This window comes from Acinetobacter qingfengensis, from assembly GCF_008693185.1.
Taxonomy (GTDB): domain Bacteria; phylum Pseudomonadota; class Gammaproteobacteria; order Pseudomonadales; family Moraxellaceae; genus Acinetobacter; species Acinetobacter qingfengensis.
Genome location: NZ_VXKN01000011.1, coordinates 76,319 through 98,069 on the forward strand (window position 1 = coordinate 76,319; position 21,751 = coordinate 98,069).

Consider the following 21,751-nt stretch of genomic DNA (forward strand, 5'->3'; position numbering starts at 1 on the left):
AAATATCCAGTTTTTAAAAGTTATATGGTCCAGTGAAATATGCAGCAGCCTTGGAAAATTCGATTACATCTTGAAGAGCGTGAAGAAAAGACCATTTTTTTTAAATTGGCAAATCAGATTATTCAAGAAATATTATCTGGACGTTTAGGACAAGGTACACGTCTACCGGGTTCAAGAACCTTATCTGATGAACTGGGTATCAATCGTAAAACAGTACAATCAGTCTACGAAGATTTAGAGGCACAAGGTTGGTTAATTTCCAAACCCAGACAAGGGACATTTGTTTCACGGTATTTACCCGATTTAAATGTAAAATCAGAAGTGTCCATAGCTCATCCAGTGACAAAAATTCCTATTAGAGCATCAAAAAAAGATGTGATTAAAAATGATGGAATTCCAGATACTAGATTGATTCCTTATGAATTATTTTCTCGTGCCTATCGCCATGCATTAATTCAAGCGACACGTCATCAAAGTATGGGTTATGGTGATCCTCAAGGTAGTATTGAGTTACGTCAGGCGCTATTAAATATGCTGTCAATGGAACGTTTTATTCAAACTCAAATAGAGCAAATTTGTGTGGTGCGTGGCAGTCAAATGGGGATATTTCTAGCCGCCCGTATCTTGGCTAAACAACGGCAGGGTGAGGTTATTGTGGTGGAAGAATGGTCTTATCCACCCGCAGTGGAAACTTTTCTATCGCATCATTTTCAGATTATTCGAGTTGGGTTAGATCAGTATGGTCTAGATACCGAGAATTTAATGGAAATTATTACAAAACATAAGGTTGTGGCCGTATATACCACACCACATCACCAATATCCGACCACAGTTACGATGTCGATGGATCGAAGATTAAAGCTATTAGATCTCTCAAAAATTTTTAATTTTTATATTATCGAAGACGACTATGATCATGAATTTCACTACGATAGTCGTCCTATTCCACCTTTAATAAGTTTACCTTCTGCGGATTATGTTATTCATATTGGTTCATTGTCTAAGGTTTTTGCTCCAAGTCTAAGGGTTGGTTACGTTGTGGCTGATCTAAATATCATTCAAGCTATGAAACAAGATATTTTATTGATTGATAAACAGGGCAATGCGATTACAGAATTGGCCATTGCGGAATTGATGCAACAAGGTGAAATCAGACGCCATACCCGAAAGATGCGTAAGATTTATCAAAGTCGTCGCGATTTTGCTTTGATGACATTTGAACAAGTATTTAAAAACGTTGTAGAAATTTCAACACCTGCGGGTGGAATGGCATTGTGGGTAAAATTTAAATTCATGTATCAGCCACATTATGGCGAAATTCTGAAAAAATTGAATATTGATTCAGAATATGAGTTTAGTTCAAAAAATGATATAACATTAGAATATGGTTTTTATATTCGTTTCGGTTTTGCTGCATTAACAGAAATAGAAATTTCCACAATAATTCGTGAATTATATCAAGGGTTTTGTTTATAAAGGCCAAAACCATAATAGATTTTGGCATGTTTAATTTTTAGACTAAAGACATACGATATTCAATGACACCTGGTTTATCAGCAATCCAGTCATATAACTTTTGAGCAGTATGATTAGATTCTTGTGTATACCAATATAATCGAGCACAATGCAGAGATTTGGCTCGTTGCTGTACGTATTCGATTAAATGTTTACCAATGTGTTGTCCACGAACTTTAGGTGATACGTATAAATTTTCAAACAACGCTAATTCCTGAGCAGTGGTGAGATGTAAAACGTGTAATTGTATGTCATATTTTTTCGCCAATGCCATGCCGATATTGCACAATTTATGAGTGTTGATACTTCGGATTTGACGATAACGGAAGCTGCTTGTGCGGCAATTGATGCAATCCGAGAATTATCTGAAGCAATTGGTATTCCGCATGTATGCTGATCAATTCATGTAAAGTAAAAAATCGCCCCCAAGCTGTAGCGATATTTAAAGCTGCAATGTAATTTAAGAGATAGATCAATGTGTTGAGGATATTGTGAATTGCAATACCCTCAATTTTATTAAACATAATAATGTATAATTAAATATCATCTACTGCTTATGCTAATTTAAACCAATTTCTGGTTGATGATATCTGTTGAACTTATTCAGAATCAGATTGATTGCAGTGACCATATAGTGTTAAAGAATGTCCTTTTAATGTAAAATTATGTTGTTTAGCGATTTCACGAATTCTTTGCTCAATTTCTTCATCTTTAAATTCTATCACTTGATTGGTATTTTGACAGATCAGATGGTCGTGTGATGTTTCCTGCATAATTTCAAATACTGAATGAGTAGTGTCAAAATTATGCCGTTGAATGATACCTGCCATTTCAAATTGAGTGAGAACACGATACACTGTTGCCAAACCGACATCTTCGCCTTGTTCTAATAACTTCTTATAAATATCTTCCGCACTTAAATGATGAGGAACTGAATTTTCTAGTAGCTCTAAAATTTTAATACGGGGTAAGGTAACTTTTAATCCTGCTTTTCTTAGATCTTGATTGGTAATCGCCATTTCTATAAACCTCTTGTGATAAAGATACTAAAATAAATTTTGACAACATAAGAGCATCATATTTTACTTATCCCTTTATACGTCCAAACTGTCTGATTGTCTGTAGCGTCTAATACCATAATGCCTTAATTGCAATAATTTTTATCAAATTTAGCTTGTTTAAGTAAATTATCTAGATTGCATTGCTGATTCAATATTTAGAAAAAAATTTAAGTATTCAGACTAAAATAACTTTTAAATATTATTGTTATGTTATAACATAACAATAATTGGGGCAAGAAAACATAAATTTATCTATGAAGATTCTTGTCGTTGCTTGGTTGTGATGGGTAATAATGAAACGAATATTTTTCTTCTTCTTAGTTTTGTGTATGTCTGCATGTAGTCAACAAAAAATGAGGCAACAATCCCAGCATACTACTTTAACTTTACCATCTTTATCTAAAGAAAATATCATTGCTGATCAAAAACAAAATTCAACGTTTATTGTAGTCAGGCCCTTACAAAAAATTATACCTACAACATATCTTGATTGGTTATATCAATCTAATAATCGGCAAAAGGTCCAAGCATACAAAACTTTTTTACAGCAACAAAAAGTTCTCGATATTGTCCCAGATTTTGAATTATTTCAAAGTGCTAGAGATTGGAAAAAATGTAATGCTCAAGAGTTTGAAATCCCATCACAGGAAATTTGGTCAAATATCATTCCGACTCTACAGATTTTGAAAAAGCTAGTTAATACTGGAATTTTGACTGATTTTACAGTGACCTCAGTCTATCGAAACTTTAATTTAAATCGTTGTGCAGGTGGTGCGGATTCATCCAAACATGTATTTAATGCTGCATTAGATTTCCGTATTGGTTCAGCCCAACCATCACCGGAAGAACAAATTACTATTCAACAGACTAAACATAAAATTTGCCAATTTTGGATTGAACAAGGGAAAAAATTCAATATGGGTCTAGGTATTTATGCTTCAGGGCAAATTCATATTGATAGTGCAGGGTATCGAAGCTGGGGTATTGATCATCGTAGCACATCATCTCCTTGTATGGGTGTTATTTTGAATAAAAAATAATCATAAATGGCGGAGAAATTATATGGCAACAAAACAGCTTAACTACGCACAACAGATCGTATTACAGATTTTACAAAATGAAAATAAAGCCATCAGTGCATATTATTTATTAAATCAAGCGAAACCTTTTGGTTTTCATGCTCCAATGCAAATTTATCGGATTCTAAACAAACTCATGGATTATGGGCTAGTCGTAAAGCTGGATAGCTTAAATATGTATCTCGCCCATGAGTGTCAGCATCAACACGCTTATCAATTACTTACCATCTGTACCGAATGTCAAAAAGTACAGTGTGTTGATTTGCCACAACTCGGACAAGTCATTCAGCAATTTATTCACCCACAACATTTTAATTGCAAACATCAACATTTAGAGCTTTTAGGTCAGTGTGCTTTGTGTTGCTCCCAACATAAAGACTAAATCAACATGAAAAAGTGAGAAAAGCCAATGAAGACATCTTTAGCCATTCCTACTAAATTACCTGTGACTGTATTATCAGGTTTTTTAGGTGCGGGAAAAACTACACTACTTAATCATATTCTCAATAACCGTGAAGGGCGACGTATTGCCGTTATTGTGAATGATATGTCAGAAGTCAATATTGATGCGGCGTTAGTTCGGGAGGGTGGTGCCGAACTATCCCGTACCGATGAAAAACTGGTTGAAATGAGTAATGGCTGTATTTGCTGTACTTTACGTGAAGATTTATTGCTTGAAGTCCGTCGTCTGGCCCAGGAATGTCGTTTTGATCAACTGGTGATTGAATCTACAGGGATTTCTGAACCTTTACCAGTAGCAGAAACTTTTACCTTTGAAGATGAACAGGGTATTTCGCTTAATGAATTTGCTCGTCTGGATACCATGGTCACAGTAGTTGATGCCTTTAATTTTCTGAAAGATTATAGCTCAAGGGATTATTTACAGGAACGAGGCGAGTCTTTGGGCGAACAAGATGAACGAACCGTGGTTGATTTGTTGATTGACCAAATCGAGTTTTGTGATGTCATTGTACTCAACAAAGTTGATTTGATTAGTGCAGCAGAAAAACAGCAACTCTTTGCTATTTTACAGAAACTCAATCCGAGGGCAAAAATCGAAGTGGCTGAATTTGGCAAAGTTAATTTAGATAAAGTACTCGATACCAATCTATTTGATTTTAATGCAGCAGCTCAAGCGCCAGGTTGGTTAAAAGAATTGCGTGGTGAACATACACCAGAAACGGAAGAATATGGAATCAACAGCTTTGTTTATCGGGCAAGGCGACCTTTTCATCCACAACGCTTTTATGATTTTGTAAATTCTGAATGGAAAGGTGTCGTACGTTCTAAAGGTTTTTTTTGGTTGGCGTCAGATCCAACATTGGCAGCTTCATGGTCGCAGGCCGGTGCAATGGCAAGACATAATGTAGCAGGTTACTGGTGGGCAGCTGTACCTAAAGAACATTGGCCACAAGATCCACAAAGTCTTGTTGCCATTGACAAGAACTGGAATGCACAAACTGGCGATGCTCGCCAAGAGATTGTCATGATTGGTATGGAAATGGATCAACAAAATTTAATCCAGAAATTTGATGAATGCTTATTAACTGATACAGAAATGGCATTAGGGCCAGAACAATGGCAAAACTTTGATAATCCTTTTCCGAATTGGCATTAATATAAAAGCCTTATTATTTTTTTAGAAGATTATGTAATTAAATATTAATCATTTTATTGAGCTGGCATTGATATTTATTTCATTAAACAGTGTCAGCTTATTACCAAACCAATATGTTTAATCGAACTTTTTATTCGCAGATAAATATCAAAGAAAACGTATAATCTATTAAAATAAAATTGCATAAAAAAATGAAAATTAGAAAATATAGGTATATTTAATAAATAAAATTCTTTAATTAATTTTTTGTACAAATAAAATTTAAAAAATATTATATTAATGATTAACATGTGATCTTAAGACCACACGTCTGAATTTTAAATATATTTTTGACCTATAATACTGAATAAACTAATTGCGCCACAAATAGTCATAATTACTGAAATTTTAACCAAAGGATCTTGTAATAATAGTCCTAATAGCATGGCTAAAAGTGCACCCAATAAATACTGTACTATGCCAAATAATGCCGATGCAGTTCCGGCATTATCTTGGGTGTATTGCAGAGCTAAAGCAGTTAAATTTCCCCACACCAAGCCTAAGGCGGAAATTGCCAGCCATAACAAGAATATGAAACTATATACATTGAGCTGATCTGTTAAAAATAAAATTAGATTGATTAAACTGGCAATTACATGAATAGTTAAGCCGATTATCGCTAATTTATATTGTGAAATACGGCTTAATAGTAGTGTGTTGACTTGACCAAAAATAATAAAACCAACGGCATTAAAGGCGAAAATATAACCAAATTGCGTTGGACTAAGATTAAAAATATCTAAAATTACGACAGGGGTTCCACCTAAATATGCGAGGAAAGAGCCAAATAAAAATCCACTTGCGATGGTATAAGTCATAAAAGGTAAATTTTTTAACTCTTTAAAATAAGATTGTAGAACAACTGAGATATTTAAATGGGTTAATGCTTTCTCAGGTTTTAAACTTTCTTTTAACGAAAAGAAAGACCAAATTAAACATATAAAGCTTATGGCAGAAATACACCAAAATATTGCATGCCATGAAAAATGTATTAAAATCCAGCCCCCTAAAATAGGAGCAATAATTGGAGCAAGCATAAATACCTGCATTAATACTGAAAAGAGAACAGCAGTTTGCTGATGCGAAAATAAATCAGAAATAATGGCACGTGGTATAACGACACCAGCGGCTGCACCTAAAGCCTGTATAAATCTAGCCAGTAATAAAATTTCAAAACTTTGTGCTAACGCCGCAATTACAGAACCGATACTAAAAATTAAAATACCGATCAATAAAGGTTTTCTGCGACCAAATCGATCTACTACTGGTCCAAAAATTAGCTGTCCAATGGCCAATCCAATAATAAAATAGCTTAAACTGTATTGAATTGCTGCACTATCAACCTGTAATGATTGTGAAATTGCTGAAAATGCAGGCAAATACATATCTATTGCCATAGCATCTAATGCAGTAATACATGCTAATAAAATGATAAGTAGCCAAGGAAAACCATCAGTAAAGCTGACTTTACTTTGGCTCTTGTTTATTGCCTGCTGTTCCATCGTTGATGATCTCTTGAGTTTTTTAAGTGGGTTGTTTTTTACCGTAAATTTTTTCAACCAAGTTCAATATAAAAATAAAGAATACCGGGACAAAGAAAATTGCCAGAATTGTCGCGCTGATCATTCCACCAAATACACCTGTACCAATCGCATGCTGTGTTTCTGAACTTGCACCACTTGCAATAACTAAAGGTACGACACCGAAAGTAAAGGCGAGAGAAGTCATTAGAATAGGACGTAAGCGGAGTTTTGCGGCTGTTACGGCAGCATCTACTGAACTCATTCCTTCTTCTTTTAATTGTTTTGCAAACTCCACAATTAAAATGGCATTTTTAGCTGATAATCCAATAATGGTGATCAAACCGACTTTAAAGAAAATATCGTTAGGAATGCCTCTTATTAATACAGCAACTATGGCGCCAATTAAGCCTAAAGGGACAACCAACATTACTGAAAGAGGGATTGACCAGCTTTCATAAAGTGCGGCCAATACGAGGAATACTACAAATATGGAGAGTACTAACAAGAAAATTGTTTGTGACTCAGATTGTTTTTCTTGTAGAGATTGTCCAGTCCATTCATAACCGATCCCTTTGGGTAATTGCGATACCAGATTTTCCATCTCAATCATTGCTTCACCTGAAGATACGCCAGGTGCTGCTGTTCCGGCAATGCTTAGAGAAGGGCGACCATTATAGCGATTATATTGTTGTGGAGATTTATTCCAGTGGGGTGTTACAACTTCACTGAGTGTTACCAGCTTACCATTGGAGTCTTGTACTTTTAATGCCAGAATATCTTGGACTTGCATACGAGATTGAGCATCTACCTGTACAATCACTTGTTGCATACGACCTTGGTTTGGAAAATCATTGACATAAGATGATCCCATTGATGTCGAAATAATCTCGTTGAGATTATTAAAACTCACACCCAATGCTTCGGCTTTAGTGCGGTCAATTTCCAAGCTTACACTGCTACCAGCGGGCAAACCTTCGGGATATACGCCGACGACTTTTTTACTTTGTGCAGCCATGCCTAACAGTTGGTACTGTGCTTGAATTAGTTTATCCATACCTAAATTAGCTTGATCCTGTAATCGCAAAGTAAAACCAGAGGAAGTACCTAATTCATCAATTGCAGGAGGTAGTACGGACATGATCATGCCTTCTGTACTATTTTGCATTGCCATATTCACAGCATCAGACTCTTGTTGTGCAGTTGATCCGGTACGTTCTTTGAAATCTTTTAAATTAGTGAATGCCAATGCCATATTCTGACCAGAACCACTAAAGCTGAAACCAAGAATTGACATATTATCTTTGATATCTGGTCGTTGTTTGAGATGTTGTTCGAACTGATGAACGACATTTCGGGTACGCTCTTGGGTTGCTTCGGAGGGTAGCTGAAATGAAGTCATGAAATAACCTTGATCTTCATCAGGTAAAAATGCAGTCGGAACAGCACGGAATGCAAAAATCATTGCAGCAGTGATCACAACAAATACCGCCATTGCGGGTAATGTGTGTTTTACAACTTTATATAAAACACTTTCATATTTACGATTTAGACCATCGAAGAAACGATCAAACCAAGCAAAAAATCCACGTTTTTGCTGATGTTGATTGACTGGTTTAAGTAAAGTTGCACATAGGGCTGGAGTAAGTGTAAGTGCCAGAAATGCCGAGAATAAAATTGATACCGACATGGTGACCGTGAACTGGCGATAAATCACACCTACAGAACCACTTGCAAAGGCCATGGGTAAAAATACCGCAGTAAGTACTAATGTAATGCCGATAATTGGGCTGGAAATCTCCTTCATGGCTTTAGATGTTGCTTCTTTAGGTGATAAACCTTCAGTTGCCATAATACGTTCGACATTCTCAATGACCACAATAGCATCATCAACAATGATCCCGATTGCGAGAACCATACCAAACATAGTAAGCACGTTCACAGAAAAACCTGCCAGAAGCATCACAGCAAAAGTGCCTAATAAAGCAATTGGTGCAACAATCGCAGGAATAAGTGTGTAGCGAATGTTATGTAAAAATACAAACATTACGATAAATACTAATACCATTGCTTCGAGCAAAGTCTGGATTACTTTTTCAATTGAGATTTTGACGAATGGCGCATTGTCATAAGGAAAAGAATATTTCATTCCATTTGGTAGATTTTGGCTCAGTTCAGCAATTTTTGCATGCACGCCATCTGCTGTTTTCACAGCATTTGCTCCGGGGCTAAGCTGAATTGCGACAGCAGTAGACGGTTTTCCACCGTCTAAAATAGCAAAATTATAACTTTGTGCACCAAGTTCAACACGAGCAACATCTTCTAAACGGACATTTGCACCAGAAGTTGTGCTACGTAAACTAATTTGTTTAAATTGATCTACGGTTTCTAGTTGACCTTTTGCAGTAAGAGGTACGCTGATCATTTGACCATTAATAGCAGGTAAATCGCCAACTCTACCGGGAGAAATAGGAATATTTTGATTGCTAATTGCTGTTGTAACATCGTTAATTGATAAACCATAAGCAACCAATTGTTCAGGTTTGACCCAAATTCGCATGGCTTTTTCAGCCCCAAAGTTTTGAACTTTACCTACACCTTCAACACGCTTTAGTTCCTCAACAACATTACGCACCATATAATCACTTAAATCTACTTCTGAAAATTGATTATTGGGTGAATTTAAGCCAACGATCATCAAAAATCCTGATGATGCAGCTTCTACAATTAATCCGTGTTGGCGTACTGTTTGTGGAAGACGGGCTTCAACAGATTTAATTTTATTTTGGACATCTACCTGTGCCATTTCAACATCTGTGCCGGGCTTAAAAGTTGCTGTAATTGACGCACTGCCCGAAGTATCTGCGGTAGCACTGTAATACAATAAATTTTTAACCCCAGACATTTCTTTTTCAATCAGTGAAATCACACTGTCATTCAATGTTTGGGGTGTTGCGCCTGGATAAGTTGCGGTAATGCTCACCTGTGGTGGTGCAACCGATGGAAATCTGGCAATCGGAAGTTTGGGAATACTCAATGCACCAAACAAAATAATAAAAATTGCAATTACCCAAGCAAAAATAGGCCTGCGAATAAAAAATTGGGACATCATAATGTGCCTCCAGTTTTATTTGTTGCTACAGTTGAGGGTGCTTTCCACTGAATGGCTTTAAGTTTTTGTTGTGGCGTGATACGTTCCAAGCCCTCAACAATCACTGTGTCACCTGCATTCAAACCTTGCGTCACAATGTAATAGCCTTTGTATTGCTGTGCTAAAGTAATATTACGTGCTTCACCTGTGGCGTTTTTATTTAAAATAATCACTTGTGCATCGCCTTTTTCATCACGCTGAACTGCTTGTTCTGGAACTAATAATGCATTTGGGACAGATGCACGGTTTAAATTTACCCTTACATACATGCCGGGTAAAAGTTTGCGCTCAGGATTATTGACTTCAATTCGTAAGATTATGTCGCCAGTATTTTGATCAACATTCGTATCCGAAAATAAGATCCGTCCCGATACAGGATAAGCTTCGCCTTGACTATTCAGCACTTGAACGGATTGCTGATTGTTTTTTGTTAAGGCACCTTTTTCAAATTCTTCTTGTAATTTTTCATAATCATGAATAGATTGCGTCACATCTACATAGACTTTATCTAATTGTTGCACTACCGCCATTGCATTACTATCACCTTGGTTGACCAAAGCCCCTTCAGTCGTTAAAACTTTACCAATACGTCCTGAAATAGGCGCACGTACTGTTGCATATTGCAAATTTAGATTTTGACGGGTCAGGGTAGCTCTCATTTGTGCAACATCAGCAAGCGCTTGGCGGTACTGAGCCTGAACATTATTTAATTCTTGTTTACTAATCGCATGACTCGGGAGTAACTGTTGATAACGATCTAACTGTACTTTCAGACGGATTACCTCAGCTTCTGCTTTGGCTAATGCTGCTTTATTACTATTTACATCGGCCTGAAATATTTCAGAATTAATTTTAAATAATGCCTGACCAGCTTTTACTTCAGAACCTTGTGTAAATAATACTTTCTCAATAATCCCACCAACTTGCGGGCGAATTTCAGCAACTTTATAAGCCTGAACACGAGCAGGTAAATTTTCACTAAAAACTACAGTTTGAGGTTGAATTTTTATAACACTAACCTGTACTTCGGTTGTTTCAGCCTGTTGATGAGTGTCTTCTGATTTTTGGCAAGCAACCAGTGTCATAGCAGTGCAAATGACCAAAAATAAAGGAGAAAAAGTACGTTTAAGCATTAAAAAATACCTACAAATATCTATTTAGGCATTATTCATTGCTACTGTGTAGGCGAAGTGTTTAAAGTATGGAGATCGTGTGGAATTAAAAAAAACAAATAAAATTCCGTTATATAATGCATTGTTGTTATCTGAAAAATAATCGTTATGTACAACACCTATTTTTCTTTAGATTTAAAAAATAAAGCCATACTTGTAGTCGAAGATGACTACGATATTGGCGATATTATTGAGCAATATTTAAAACGAGAAAATGCACTCGTTTTACGGGCAAATAATGGTGTGCAAGCGCTTGAAATTCATGCAACCCAGCAAATAGATCTTATTTTGCTAGATGTAAAATTACCCAAGATGAATGGCTGGGATATTTTAAATAATATTCGTCAACATAGCCAAACGCCAGTGATCATGTTGACAGCTTTGGATCAAGATATTGATAAGGTGATGGCATTACGTATTGGTGCAGATGATTTTATTGTTAAGCCTTTCAATCCAAATGAAATGATTGCTCGTGTACAAGCAGTTTTACGGCGCAGCCAGATACAAACTTCATCTGCAAGCCATATTCATCGATATAAAAATATTGAAATACACACAGACACGCACGTAGTCTACATAGAAAATCTTTCGCAAAAATTAGCACTTAATTTAACGCTGACTGAATACAAAATTTTATTATATATGCTGCCACGTCCATACAAGGTATTTACTCGTAGTGAATTAATGGCAAACTGTTTACAGGATAATGATGCTCTGGAACGAACAGTAGATAGCCATGTGAGTAAATTGCGTAAAAAATTAGAAGATCATAATGTATTTAATTTGTTAATTAATGTTCGAGGTGTTGGTTATAAATTGGATAATCAAATATGAAAAATACCAGTATCAGCCGTCAGCTCATTATAACAATGGGTATACTTAATCTGGCCATTACATTTTGTGCTGTCGTCTTTAGTTGTGGCGTGTATACCTTGGCATTGAAATATCAATGGATTTCATTAAATGATCTTGACACTGACAGTGTATCTTTGCACATGATTGATATGGTGTGGATCATGATTGTACTTTGTACAGGCTTTATTATTTCAACCATGCTTAGTTTTCCATTTGCCAAACGTTTAATAGATCCCATGAATGCTTTAGCGGAAGCAGTGTCAAAAATACGTCTAGGTGATTTAAGCGCACGCGCAGAAAAAACGCATAACAGCTCAACTGAAATAGATAAGCTGATAGAAGATTTTAATTTAATGGCTGAAAAATTAGAAATTTCCGTTAAAAATGCACATATATGGAATGCATCTATAGCACATGAATTACGTACACCTATTACAATCTTGCAAGGGCGGCTCCAAGGTATTATCGATGGTGTTTTTCAGGCAGATATGACACTGTATAAAAATTTACTTCATCAAGTTGAAGGCTTATCACATTTGGTTGAGGATCTACGAACACTTACATTATTAGAAAATCAACAACTTCGACTCAATTTAGAAAAAACCAATTTAAAATCCAGTATTGAAAAATGTCTAAATGCATTTCATGGCCGTTTGGTTTCGGCAGGCTTAAATGTACAAACTGATTTTACATATCAATCATGTTTTTGTGACTGCCGTAGAATGGAACAAGTATTACTTGCGTTATTGGATAATGAAGTGCGTTATGCAAATTCTGGAAATTTATATATAAAAACTGAAGTTAATGCTAAAACATGGATATTACACCTTGAAGATGATGGTCCAGGAATTTCTGAGGAACATATCAATTATTTATTTAAACCTTTTTATCGTCTAGAGTCATCACGTAATAGGACACAAGGCGGTACAGGTTTAGGTTTGGCTGTTGTTTACGCTATCGTGGCAGCACATCATGGTACGATTAAATATCATATTACACAGGGCACAGGTAGTCGTTTTTCGATTTATTTACCACTTTTAGATAATTAATTATAAAATGACTGCCCTGATACTTACTTAAAAATTACTGCTCAGAAACCACTGATTCATATTTTGATATTGAGCTTAAACTATTCATGGTTTTGTATGACAACGCAACCAATATATTTTGCATATCAAATTAATCACTAATATTCGCAATTAATTGCTTTACAGCCATTTCAATTTCTATTGTCCATGAAAATGAGCAATTAATTCGTAAATGATTTTTTTGAGCCTGTTGAACATTAAATAATTGGCTTGGAGCAACACCAATATTCTGTTGAATTAAATGTTCATATAGGGTCATGCTACTTATATGAGAAGGTAAAGTTAACCATAAAAAATAACCGCCTGCATAATTATGAATTTCACAGCCCGTAGGAAGGTTTTTCTTAAAATATTCAAAGAAAATTCTTTTATTTTTTTCAAGATTACGTCTAAGTACGCGTAAATGTTTTTCATAATGATGATTTGAAATAAATTCAACTAAGGCATTTTGCATCAATGTATTGGCGGAAATGGTACTCATCAGTTGCAGGTGTTGTATATGTTCAGAAAATTTACCAGCATAAACCCAACCAATTCTAAAAGTTGATCCAAGTGTTTTGGAGAAGGAGGAGCAATGTAGTACCAGATTTTGTTGGTCAAAATATTTCATTGAAAGTGGTTTTGTACCACGGTAAAAAAGTTCTTCATAAACATCATCTTCAATTAAATAGATTTGGTGTTCATGTAGAAGTTTTGCAATCTGGAATTTAATTTTTTCACTGACGGTAAAACCAATTGGATTATGACAATTAAGCATGAACCAACAAACTTTAATCGGGTAGGTTTGAATTGCCTGTTCAAAGGCTTCTATGTCAAAACCTTCCTGTGGATGTTCGGGAATGGTAACGACTTTCAGTCCCAAACGTTCAGCAATTTGCCATGCACCATAAAAAATAGTTTCCTGTAAAAGGATGTAATCCCCAGCTTTGGTGAGCGCTTGTAATGAAAGATTAAGCGCATCCAGACAACCGGAAGTAATCACAATATCATCAGGCTGAGTCGGGATACCTTGCATACCATAACGTTGTGCAATTAATTTACGTAATTCAAAATTTCCGGGTGGAAGATTAATATTTTGCTCAAAGTTTTTTTTATTACGCGTCAATTGTCCCATGATTTGAATTAATTTAGGCGGATTAAGTAGCTCATGATTTGGAAAAGCTGAGCCTAATGGTACGATTTCACTGGGTTGGATGGATTTTAGATAATTAAAGACCAAGGAGTTGATTTCAATTTTTGCATTTAGCGATACTGTCGGATTATGTGTGCTAGAAAGGCTTAATGGAGAAAATAGTTCTGCAACAAAATAACCGGACTTCTCAACAGAATAAATAAGCCCCTGAGATTCTAATTCCTGATAAGCATTGAGAACCGTCATTAAGCTTAATCCCGAGCGATTTACCTGATCACGTAATGACGGCAGTTTTTCGTTTGCTTTTAAACTGCCATTTTCAATGAGCTGTTTGATGCTATTTGCAAGCTGTTCAGATTTATACATACTCACCTATAAAACAATAAAATAATTAGCATTCAGAAGAAAAGATAGGCATTTTAGTGCTAACTTTTCTTTTGAATAAAGTCCAAAAAAGCGATACCAATCATTTAACAAGATAATGCTCATGATGAATAAGCAAACAAGAGTAATAATCTAAACAGACCAGCAATGATTGCCAATCCTAAAAATCCTACCAACCATAACACAATAAACCATTGTGTTGATGTTAGTTCAAGCTTGAATTTTTGCATCGTTATTATACCTTTAATGATAACCCTCATCACCAAGACGTACTTTGTCCCTAAACACCCAATACGACAAAATAGTATAAGCAATGATGATCGGGATTAAAATGACTGCACCAATCAGGGCAAACATTTGACTAGAGCGAGGTGCGGCAGCTTCCCAAATGGTGACAGAGGGAGGAATAATATAAGGGTATAAACTAATCACAAAGCCCGTAAATGCAAGAAACACCAAAGCCAATGTATAAATAAAAGGTTTGACGTCATTTTGTTTTTTACATGCCATTAAAATCAATATAACAAAGGCAATCACCAAGATTGGTACTGGACTGAAATACAGTAAATTTGGCATTGAAAACCAGCGCATCGCGATTTCTGGATGAGTCACTGGTGTATATAAGCTGACTCCACCAAATACAATCAATAGCACCCAAATGAGTTTTGGCATTAACTGAAACATACGCTGTTGTAAATTTTTTTCAGTCTTTAAGATTAACCAACCACAACCTAAAGCTGCATACATCACCAGTACACCAAATCCTGTAAAGATAGAAAATGGGGTGAGCCAATCCATTGCATGTCCAGAGAATATACCATGTGTGGTTTCGATCCCTTGAATAAAAGCACCAAGCAAAATACCCTGAAGGAAGCTGGATAAAATAGAACCCCAGATAAAGGCTTGATCCCACAAATATTTCGTACGGTGTGCTTTAAATCTGAATTCAAATGCAACACCTCTAAAAATAAGGGCAATGACCATGAGCATAATCGGCAGATAAAGTGCCGAAAGTACTGTTGAATAAACCAGAGGAAATGCTGCAAATAAACCAGCACCACCAAGCACCATCCATGTCTCATTACCATCCCAGACAGGAGCAACAGTATTCATCATCACATCTCGTTCATCGCTGTTTTTGATAAACGGGAACAGAATACCTATGCCAAGATCAAAACCATCAAGAATAATATAAATTAATACGCCAAGCCCAATAATTGCAACCCAAACTAAAGAAAGATCAATCATGATTTTTCTCCTGTCTAACATCTGTATCATCTATGCTTTCATCAACAGCACTTAATGGACGCATAGGGGTTTTAAAATGACCAAGACCAGCAATTTCAGGTTTCTGTGAATAAATAAATTCAGGACCTTTAAACAGTAACTTTGCAATATAATAAATACCGCTACCAAAGACAATGGTATATACCGCCACAAAAATAATCAGGGTTAAGCCGACTTGATCCGCAGAAACAGTGTGTGATAGTCCTTCCTTAGTTCGCATCACACCATAAATGACCCAAGGTTGTCTTCCGACTTCAGTTGTGACCCAACCAGCCAATAAGGCGATATATCCACTTGGCCCCATGATGAAGGCAAATTTATGAAACCAAGATGTCTCATACAGTCTGTTACGTTTTCTTAACCATAAGGCAATGAGGGAAAGTGTGACCATCAACATTCCTAAACCAACCATGACCCGAAAACTCCAGAAAACAATAGTGACATTTGGACGATCTTCTGCTGCAAAGTCTTTTAATCCAGTTACTGTCCCGTTCAGACTATGCTTGAGAATGATACTGCCGAGATTAGGAATACCAATTTCATATTTATTCTGTTCATTCTCCATGTCTGGAATCGCAAACAACAATAAAGGCATACCATGATCATGATTGGTTTCCCAATGACCTTCGATTGCTGCCAGTTTGGTAGGCTGATGTTCTAGCGTATTCAAACCATGATTATCTCCAATAAAAACTTGTGCAAGAGAAGTGACTAAAACCATCCATAATCCCATAGAGAAAGACTTTTTAATCAGCTCATCTCTACGACCTTTAATCAAATGCCATGCTGCTGTACCAACCACCAATAGAGCTGAAACTAGAAATGCAGCCGTTGCCATGTGAGCAAAACGATAAGGAAATGATGGATTAAATACGATTGCCCACCAGTCTTGTGGCACAATAATTCCATTTTCGATAGCAAAACCTTGTGGTGTTTGCATCCAGCTATTAGAAGACAAAATCCAGAACATAGAAATACATGTTCCTATGGCCACCATAAGTGTTGCAAAAAAGTGTGCCTTGCGGCTAACACGTCCCCAACCAAAAAGCATAATGCCAAGAAATCCAGCTTCAAGGAAAAATGCACTCAATACTTCATAGGTGAGCAGTGGGCCTGTGACACTACCAGCGATACGAGAGAATTCACTCCAGTTTGTGCCAAATTGGTAGCTCATGACGACTCCGGACACAACCCCCATACCAAATGCAACAGCAAAGATTTTGATCCAGAATTTGAATAAATCCTGATAAATTGGGTTATTCGTCCTCAACCACCGCCACTCAAGCATTGCTAAAAAACAGGCTAAGCCAATTGAAGTAGCAGGAAAAATAATATGAAAGGATACTGTAAAAGCAAACTGAATCCTCGCAAGTTCTAATGCTGTTAGACCGAGATCCATCAGTTGTCTCCTGTAAGATTGTTTATTTAATAAACAGAATTAAACTCACAAGAATCTTCTTATATCTGGAATATAATTTGAATATATAGCTTTAAGATTAAAAACTATAACAGATAGAATATATATCTATTATTTTAAAACCAAATCCATGAAATTATTAAAATAATAAAATAAATTACAAGCACTTATGTCTTATATTGATTAAATTTTCTGTTATGGTTTTTAATTCTATTTCTGTAACTTGCAACACCATCTGTTTTAAGTAGAGAATATCTACTAATTATCTATGATTAATGGTGCATATTAAAATGTTTTATACGCAGCAATTGGATGTTATACCGTATTTATTAATAGGACAAGAATGGTCTGATAAGGTACAAAAAAAATTACATCATGAATATTTAAACCTTGAAGCCACCTTGCTAAGAGCAAAAGTTCTTAGAAGCCTTGCTGAACCAAAATTAACTTATGTCGTACAATCACATATTCATTCACAAAGTAGTGACTTGGCATATATGTTTATTCCCTTTGTATTTGCAAATATTAATAAAAAAACAATATATAGCACACCTGCAACACAGACAGTATTGAACATTCTTAATAAGTATTATCAAGTTGATATTAATCGTAAACTTAATATTGATACTGCTTTAAATGCTCTAAATATGTATATAGATTTATCTGATCCACAAGTAGAAAGTGATGAATTTTTTTATATAAATCTAATAAAAGCACTATGTCGCAATGATATTTATACAATATTTTTAATTACTAGTAATCAAATTGATCAAGAAAAAATAAAGTCTTTATCTGAATTTTTAAAGGTTGATATTTTTGTCATTTCAACTCAGGACCAGCAAAAAATTATAGATAGCCAACTCGTTAATATGCGAAAATTATTATTTAAAAATAAGGATGAAGAATATATTAAGTTATGTGCTCTATTTTCAAAGAAAAATGCTGAACTATTGACACAGATAGAAATTTTAAACAGTCTTCAAGCCAAGAATTTTATTGAAGATATGTTTTATGCCGAGCATATTTATGAAAAACTTTCTGTATATGCTGAATATGTACAAACTCAAATTCAATACATAAATACCAGTCAAAAAATCAGCTAATCAGCTATTGAAATATAAAGTAATTAACAAAGGTAATCCCCATGTTTTTATATTCTGATTTTGATCAAAATTTGTTAAATGAACGTGTTGCCCAATTTAGAGATCAAACTAATCGTTATTTGGCCGGCAAATTGACAGAAGATGAGTATCGTCCATTACGGTTACAAAATGGATTGTATATTCAACGCTATGCGCCAATGTTGCGTATAGCTGTACCTTATGGACTCATGAATTCTAAACAATTAAGGAAACTGGCTGAAATATCTAGAGTCTATGATCGGGGCTATGCACATATTTCAACCCGCCAAAATATTCAATTGAACTGGCCTAATCTTGAAGATGTACCAGACATTATTGAGCAGCTTGCAAATGTACAAATGCACTCCATTCAAACCAGTGGAAATTGTATCCGCAACACAACCACAGACCAATATGCAGGCGTTGTTGCTGATGAAGTTGCAGACCCCCGACCCACATGTGAATTGATTCGGCAATGGAGTACATTCCATCCCGAATTTTCATTTTTACCTAGGAAATTCAAAATTGCTGTGTGTGCACATCAGCAGGAAGATCGGGCTGCAACCAGCTTTCATGATATAGGTGTATATTTAGTTAGAAATGAAAAAGGGCAATTGGGATATAAAATTAAAGTAGGTGGGGGCCTTGGAAGGACACCGATAATTGGTGTAGTAATTCGTGAATTCTTGGCTCAGGAAGATCTTATTGCCTATCTGGATGCGATTTTACGTATTTATAACCTACACGGGCGGCGTGATAATAAGTACAAGGCACGTATTAAAATTTTAGTAAAATCCCTGACACCTGAAGTATTTGCACAAAAAGTTGAAAAGGAATTTTTGATTACCCAAAGTAATCTCAGAATAGAAAAATCGGCATTAGAAAAAATGAATAATGCTTTTAAACCCTTTAACTATCAGAATCTCGAAGATGAAAATTTGGATAACTTATTTGAACAATATCCAAAATTTAAGCACTGGTTTAATGTAAATACTTACCCACATAAGGTTAAAGGTTATCGGATTGTGACTATCTCTTTAAAGCGGGCAGGTGTTGCCTCTGGAGATATAACCGCAGAAGAAATGGAACTCATTGCAGATTTAGCAGATAAATTTACCTATGGTGAATTAAGAACGACACATGAACAAAATATTGCTCTCACAGATGTTGCTCAAAAGAATCTCTTTCATCTTTGGAAAGCCTTAGATCAGGTCAATTTGGCAAGAGCTCATATTGGTTTTTTGACAGATATTATTTGCTGTCCCGGTGGTGATTTCTGCTCATTGGCAAATGCCAAATCCATCCCTGTATATGAAGCAATTATGCGAAAATTTGATGATCTGGACACAATTTATAATTTAGGCAAAATTGATTTAAATATTTCAGGTTGTATGAATGCCTGCGGGCATCACCATGTAGGTCATATTGGTATTCTGGGGGTAGATAAAAAAGGTGCTGAATTTTATCAAATTACTTTGGGTGGTAATTCAGGACATAGTGCCGCAATTGGTAATATTCTAGGACCATCATTTCCAGCAGAAGATATTCCAGAGGTTATTGAAGAAATTTTAAATACTTATCTAGATTTAAGAGAAAAAGGTGAATCATTTTTAGAAACCTATTACCGAGTATCCATTCAGCCATTTAAACAACGTGCTTATGCATAGTTAAATATGGCTTAATTAGATGTTTAGTTTAAAAGTTAGTATCCAAATCATTCTTCTTATGATGATTTGGTATCTGCTTGATCAATTACTGCAAAGTTTACAACTTACAATGTCTGCAAGTGTTTTAGGATTGTTTTTGCTGTTATTAAGTCTAAAAAACAACTTGTTACCAGTAAGTTATGTGCAGGATGGTGGACATTTTTTATTAAAAAATATGCTGTTATTTTTTATTCCACCTGTAGTTGGACTCGTGCAATACACGGATATTTTGCTTGAAAATGGAATCAAGATATTTACCGCAATATTTCTTGGAACATTAATCGTTATGTACAGTTCAAAAATCACTGTACATTTTCTAATGAAATAAAATTTTAAATAATATATTGGTCAGGCAATGAACTGGATAAGTCTATTTTTCTTTATTTTAACCGTAATATTATATTTTTTGGCTAAAAAAATCTATGAAAGAAAGCCGTTCTTCCTATTTTCACCGATTATTTTTGTGCCATGTATAATAATAAGTGTATTGCTAATCTCAGGGATGTCTTTTGATGAATATTATTATTATACCAAGTATTTGGTCTGGATGCTTGGTCCAATTACGATTACATTTGCAATTCCATTGTATCAATATGGGCATTTAATTAAGCATTATTTTAAGGTGCTATGTATTACCTCTTTGGTAGCAATAATCACTGGATTACTAAGTAGTTATCTTTTTGCATATTTATTTAGTTTTAATGATGTGATTAGTAAAAGCCTATATGTAAGATCTGTTTCTATTCCATTTGCTTTAACCATCACTGAGCAAATTCAGGGGTCATTGAGTTTAGTTCCTTTATTTACTGTTATTACAGGATTGGTAGGCATGATTTGTGGTGATATTATCCTTGGAAAAAGCTCTAAGCGTTATATTTTAGCCAATGGTAGTGCGTTGGGAAATGCTGCTCATGCGATGGGTGTAGCAAAAGCACAACAACGAGATATACAAGAGGCAGTAATTGCAAGTTTATCTTTAATTATTTCTGGTGTGTTGCTAGTGGTTTTAAGCTGCTTATTTTTACTGTTTAGCCAAACTTAAAAATATTTTTTGATGTAATAACATATTTTTTAATCAGTCATGATGATATTTCAATATATTGATATTTATCAAGTTGATCTGATTGTATTTATGCTCAAAAAATAGCTATTCTGTTATAGTGTATTAGTTAAAATCTGTATATTTTAAAAATTACATAGAGCAATCATAATTCTATCATGAATTAACTTTTAACAGATACGTTATTCAGATTCAAAAAGATGATTCTATCTTTTATTGTGTTACGATCTTTATTTGATTGCTTTAATCAAACTTGATAGAGGCAAAATTGACACAGTAAAAGTATCATTTTTCAAACAATTAAATATACTATCAATAGATATTATTCTTTTTTAAAGAAAACATCGTACATTTGTAAGTATATTTTTCTATAAAGGTTAAGTTGATTATGAAAGAATTTTTAAAGCGCAAGAACAAAACTTGGTTTGTATTTTTTATCATGATTGTATATTCTATTATAGGTTTTGGTCTTGGATTTTTTATTTATAAATAAAATTTCAATGATAAAATAAAATTAGTTACCGATTTATAATATAGTTATTAATT

19 protein-coding genes and 2 pseudogenes are annotated in these 21,751 nt (G+C 35.0%); 12 read left to right on the forward strand and 9 right to left on the reverse strand.

Annotation, left to right across the window (positions count from 1 at the left end; all coding sequences use genetic code 11):
* The first annotated feature begins 39 nt into the window (after positions 1-39).
* Positions 40-1,476, forward strand: coding sequence for a MocR-like pyridoxine biosynthesis transcription factor PdxR (gene pdxR, locus F4V57_RS12810; RefSeq protein ID WP_070070041.1), 1,437 nt, complete (start codon positions 40-42; stop codon positions 1,474-1,476).
* 37 nt (positions 1,477-1,513) lie between these two features.
* On the opposite strand, the pseudogene F4V57_RS12815 reads toward pdxR, so the two are convergent.
* Positions 1,514-1,756: pseudogene (locus tag F4V57_RS12815) on the reverse strand (GNAT family N-acetyltransferase); the annotation flags it as partial.
* A gap of 30 nt (positions 1,757-1,786) precedes the next feature.
* On the opposite strand from F4V57_RS12815, the pseudogene F4V57_RS14970 reads away from it, so the two are divergent.
* Positions 1,787-1,900 (forward strand): annotated as a pseudogene (locus tag F4V57_RS14970) (hypothetical protein); the annotation flags it as partial.
* Positions 1,901-2,114: 214 nt separating this feature from the next.
* Here F4V57_RS14970 and fur read toward each other — a convergent pair.
* Complete coding sequence (fur, locus tag F4V57_RS12825) at positions 2,115-2,534, reverse strand: ferric iron uptake transcriptional regulator (RefSeq protein WP_070070040.1); 420 nt, start codon at positions 2,532-2,534, stop codon at positions 2,115-2,117.
* Positions 2,535-2,869: 335 nt separating this feature from the next.
* Between fur and F4V57_RS12830 the strand changes: the two genes are divergently transcribed.
* The 3 genes from F4V57_RS12830 to zigA are packed head-to-tail and all read left to right on the forward strand — an operon-like array spanning position 2,870 to position 5,273.
* Positions 2,870-3,616 carry a D-Ala-D-Ala carboxypeptidase family metallohydrolase gene (locus tag F4V57_RS12830; protein WP_070070039.1) on the forward strand — a complete coding sequence of 249 codons (747 nt, stop codon included), beginning with the start codon at positions 2,870-2,872 and terminating at the stop codon, positions 3,614-3,616.
* A 22-nt stretch (positions 3,617-3,638) separates the two neighbouring features.
* Positions 3,639-4,037, forward strand: a complete 399-nt coding sequence (locus F4V57_RS12835) for a Fur family transcriptional regulator (RefSeq protein WP_070070038.1) — start codon at positions 3,639-3,641, stop codon at positions 4,035-4,037.
* A 27-nt stretch (positions 4,038-4,064) separates the two neighbouring features.
* A complete protein-coding gene (zigA, locus tag F4V57_RS12840) occupies positions 4,065-5,273 on the forward strand; it encodes a zinc metallochaperone GTPase ZigA (RefSeq protein ID WP_070070037.1) in 1,209 nt (402 codons plus the stop codon).
* A gap of 317 nt (positions 5,274-5,590) precedes the next feature.
* Here zigA and F4V57_RS12845 read toward each other — a convergent pair whose 3' ends face one another.
* Genes F4V57_RS12845 through F4V57_RS12855 form a run of 3 tightly spaced genes read right to left on the reverse strand, consistent with a single transcriptional unit; the run spans position 5,591 to position 11,116 of the window.
* Positions 5,591-6,814 carry a multidrug effflux MFS transporter gene (locus tag F4V57_RS12845; RefSeq protein WP_081409238.1) on the reverse strand — a complete coding sequence of 408 codons (1,224 nt, stop codon included), beginning with the start codon at positions 6,812-6,814 and terminating at the stop codon, positions 5,591-5,593.
* A gap of 22 nt (positions 6,815-6,836) precedes the next feature.
* Positions 6,837-9,944 (reverse strand): efflux RND transporter permease subunit, encoded by a 3,108-nt coding sequence (locus tag F4V57_RS12850; RefSeq protein ID WP_141729259.1) that lies wholly within the window; start codon positions 9,942-9,944, stop codon positions 6,837-6,839.
* On the reverse strand, positions 9,941-11,116 hold the full coding sequence (locus tag F4V57_RS12855) for an efflux RND transporter periplasmic adaptor subunit (protein ID WP_070070321.1): 1,176 nt from the start codon (positions 11,114-11,116) through the stop codon (positions 9,941-9,943). Before F4V57_RS12855 ends, F4V57_RS12850 begins: the two co-directional genes overlap by 4 nt.
* 147 nt (positions 11,117-11,263) lie before the next feature.
* On the opposite strand from F4V57_RS12855, the gene adeR reads away from it, so the two are divergent.
* Both adeR and adeS read left to right on the forward strand, forming a co-directional pair.
* Positions 11,264-11,989: an efflux system response regulator transcription factor AdeR gene (gene adeR / locus F4V57_RS12860; RefSeq protein ID WP_070070322.1), complete on the forward strand. Its 726-nt coding sequence runs from the start codon at positions 11,264-11,266 to the stop codon at positions 11,987-11,989.
* The gene (adeS, locus tag F4V57_RS12865; RefSeq protein WP_070070323.1) at positions 11,986-13,059 is read left to right on the forward strand and encodes a two-component sensor histidine kinase AdeS; all 1,074 of its coding nucleotides are present in this window, start codon (positions 11,986-11,988) and stop codon (positions 13,057-13,059) included. The genes adeR and adeS overlap by 4 nt, the downstream gene beginning before the upstream one ends.
* Positions 13,060-13,189: 130 nt before the next feature.
* On the opposite strand, the gene F4V57_RS12870 is transcribed toward adeS, so the two are convergent.
* The 4 genes from F4V57_RS12870 to F4V57_RS12880 all read right to left on the reverse strand — a co-directional run bounded on the left by F4V57_RS12870 (position 13,190) and on the right by F4V57_RS12880 (position 17,300).
* Positions 13,190-14,596, reverse strand: coding sequence for an aminotransferase-like domain-containing protein (locus F4V57_RS12870; RefSeq protein WP_070070324.1), 1,407 nt, complete (start codon positions 14,594-14,596; stop codon positions 13,190-13,192).
* 119 nt (positions 14,597-14,715) lie between these two features.
* Positions 14,716-14,844 carry a hypothetical protein gene (locus F4V57_RS15030; RefSeq protein ID WP_264754223.1) on the reverse strand — a complete coding sequence of 43 codons (129 nt, stop codon included), beginning with the start codon at positions 14,842-14,844 and terminating at the stop codon, positions 14,716-14,718.
* Between the two features lie 13 nt (positions 14,845-14,857).
* Positions 14,858-15,862, reverse strand: a complete 1,005-nt coding sequence (gene cydB / locus F4V57_RS12875; protein ID WP_070070325.1) for a cytochrome d ubiquinol oxidase subunit II — start codon at positions 15,860-15,862, stop codon at positions 14,858-14,860.
* Complete coding sequence (locus F4V57_RS12880; RefSeq protein ID WP_070070326.1) at positions 15,855-17,300, reverse strand: cytochrome ubiquinol oxidase subunit I; 1,446 nt, start codon at positions 17,298-17,300, stop codon at positions 15,855-15,857. Before F4V57_RS12880 ends, cydB begins: the two co-directional genes overlap by 8 nt.
* A 308-nt stretch (positions 17,301-17,608) precedes the next feature.
* On the opposite strand from F4V57_RS12880, the gene F4V57_RS12885 reads away from it, so the two are divergent.
* From F4V57_RS12885 to F4V57_RS14975, 5 genes are all read left to right on the forward strand, one after another.
* A complete protein-coding gene (locus tag F4V57_RS12885; RefSeq protein ID WP_070070327.1) occupies positions 17,609-18,421 on the forward strand; it encodes a hypothetical protein in 813 nt (270 codons plus the stop codon).
* Between the two features lie 41 nt (positions 18,422-18,462).
* Positions 18,463-20,106: a nitrite/sulfite reductase gene (locus F4V57_RS12890; RefSeq protein ID WP_070070328.1), complete on the forward strand. Its 1,644-nt coding sequence runs from the start codon at positions 18,463-18,465 to the stop codon at positions 20,104-20,106.
* A 58-nt stretch (positions 20,107-20,164) separates the two neighbouring features.
* The gene (locus F4V57_RS12895) at positions 20,165-20,473 is read left to right on the forward strand and encodes a CidA/LrgA family protein (protein ID WP_171257554.1); all 309 of its coding nucleotides are present in this window, start codon (positions 20,165-20,167) and stop codon (positions 20,471-20,473) included.
* A gap of 27 nt (positions 20,474-20,500) precedes the next feature.
* Positions 20,501-21,187, forward strand: a complete 687-nt coding sequence (locus tag F4V57_RS12900) for an LrgB family protein (protein WP_070070330.1) — start codon at positions 20,501-20,503, stop codon at positions 21,185-21,187.
* Between the two features lie 406 nt (positions 21,188-21,593).
* Positions 21,594-21,698, forward strand: a complete 105-nt coding sequence (locus F4V57_RS14975; RefSeq protein ID WP_228268233.1) for a hypothetical protein — start codon at positions 21,594-21,596, stop codon at positions 21,696-21,698.
* The last annotated feature ends 53 nt before the right edge of the window (positions 21,699-21,751 follow it).

Coding starts and splice junctions, on each gene's coding strand:
- pdxR (WP_070070041.1), top strand. CDS start 40: ATGCAGCAGCCTTGGAAAATTCGATTACATCTTGAAGAGCGTGAAGAA.
- fur (WP_070070040.1), bottom strand. CDS start 2,534: ATGGCGATTACCAATCAAGATCTAAGAAAAGCAGGATTAAAAGTTACC.
- F4V57_RS12830 (WP_070070039.1), top strand. CDS start 2,870: ATGAAACGAATATTTTTCTTCTTCTTAGTTTTGTGTATGTCTGCATGT.
- F4V57_RS12835 (WP_070070038.1), top strand. CDS start 3,639: ATGGCAACAAAACAGCTTAACTACGCACAACAGATCGTATTACAGATT.
- zigA (WP_070070037.1), top strand. CDS start 4,065: ATGAAGACATCTTTAGCCATTCCTACTAAATTACCTGTGACTGTATTA.
- F4V57_RS12845 (WP_081409238.1), bottom strand. CDS start 6,814: ATGGAACAGCAGGCAATAAACAAGAGCCAAAGTAAAGTCAGCTTTACT.
- F4V57_RS12850 (WP_141729259.1), bottom strand. CDS start 9,944: ATGATGTCCCAATTTTTTATTCGCAGGCCTATTTTTGCTTGGGTAATT.
- F4V57_RS12855 (WP_070070321.1), bottom strand. CDS start 11,116: ATGCTTAAACGTACTTTTTCTCCTTTATTTTTGGTCATTTGCACTGCT.
- adeR (WP_070070322.1), top strand. CDS start 11,264: ATGTACAACACCTATTTTTCTTTAGATTTAAAAAATAAAGCCATACTT.
- adeS (WP_070070323.1), top strand. CDS start 11,986: ATGAAAAATACCAGTATCAGCCGTCAGCTCATTATAACAATGGGTATA.
- F4V57_RS12870 (WP_070070324.1), bottom strand. CDS start 14,596: ATGTATAAATCTGAACAGCTTGCAAATAGCATCAAACAGCTCATTGAA.
- F4V57_RS15030 (WP_264754223.1), bottom strand. CDS start 14,844: ATGCAAAAATTCAAGCTTGAACTAACATCAACACAATGGTTTATTGTG.
- cydB (WP_070070325.1), bottom strand. CDS start 15,862: ATGATTGATCTTTCTTTAGTTTGGGTTGCAATTATTGGGCTTGGCGTA.
- F4V57_RS12880 (WP_070070326.1), bottom strand. CDS start 17,300: ATGGATCTCGGTCTAACAGCATTAGAACTTGCGAGGATTCAGTTTGCT.
- F4V57_RS12885 (WP_070070327.1), top strand. CDS start 17,609: ATGTTTTATACGCAGCAATTGGATGTTATACCGTATTTATTAATAGGA.
- F4V57_RS12890 (WP_070070328.1), top strand. CDS start 18,463: ATGTTTTTATATTCTGATTTTGATCAAAATTTGTTAAATGAACGTGTT.
- F4V57_RS12895 (WP_171257554.1), top strand. CDS start 20,165: ATGATGATTTGGTATCTGCTTGATCAATTACTGCAAAGTTTACAACTT.
- F4V57_RS12900 (WP_070070330.1), top strand. CDS start 20,501: ATGAACTGGATAAGTCTATTTTTCTTTATTTTAACCGTAATATTATAT.
- F4V57_RS14975 (WP_228268233.1), top strand. CDS start 21,594: ATGAAAGAATTTTTAAAGCGCAAGAACAAAACTTGGTTTGTATTTTTT.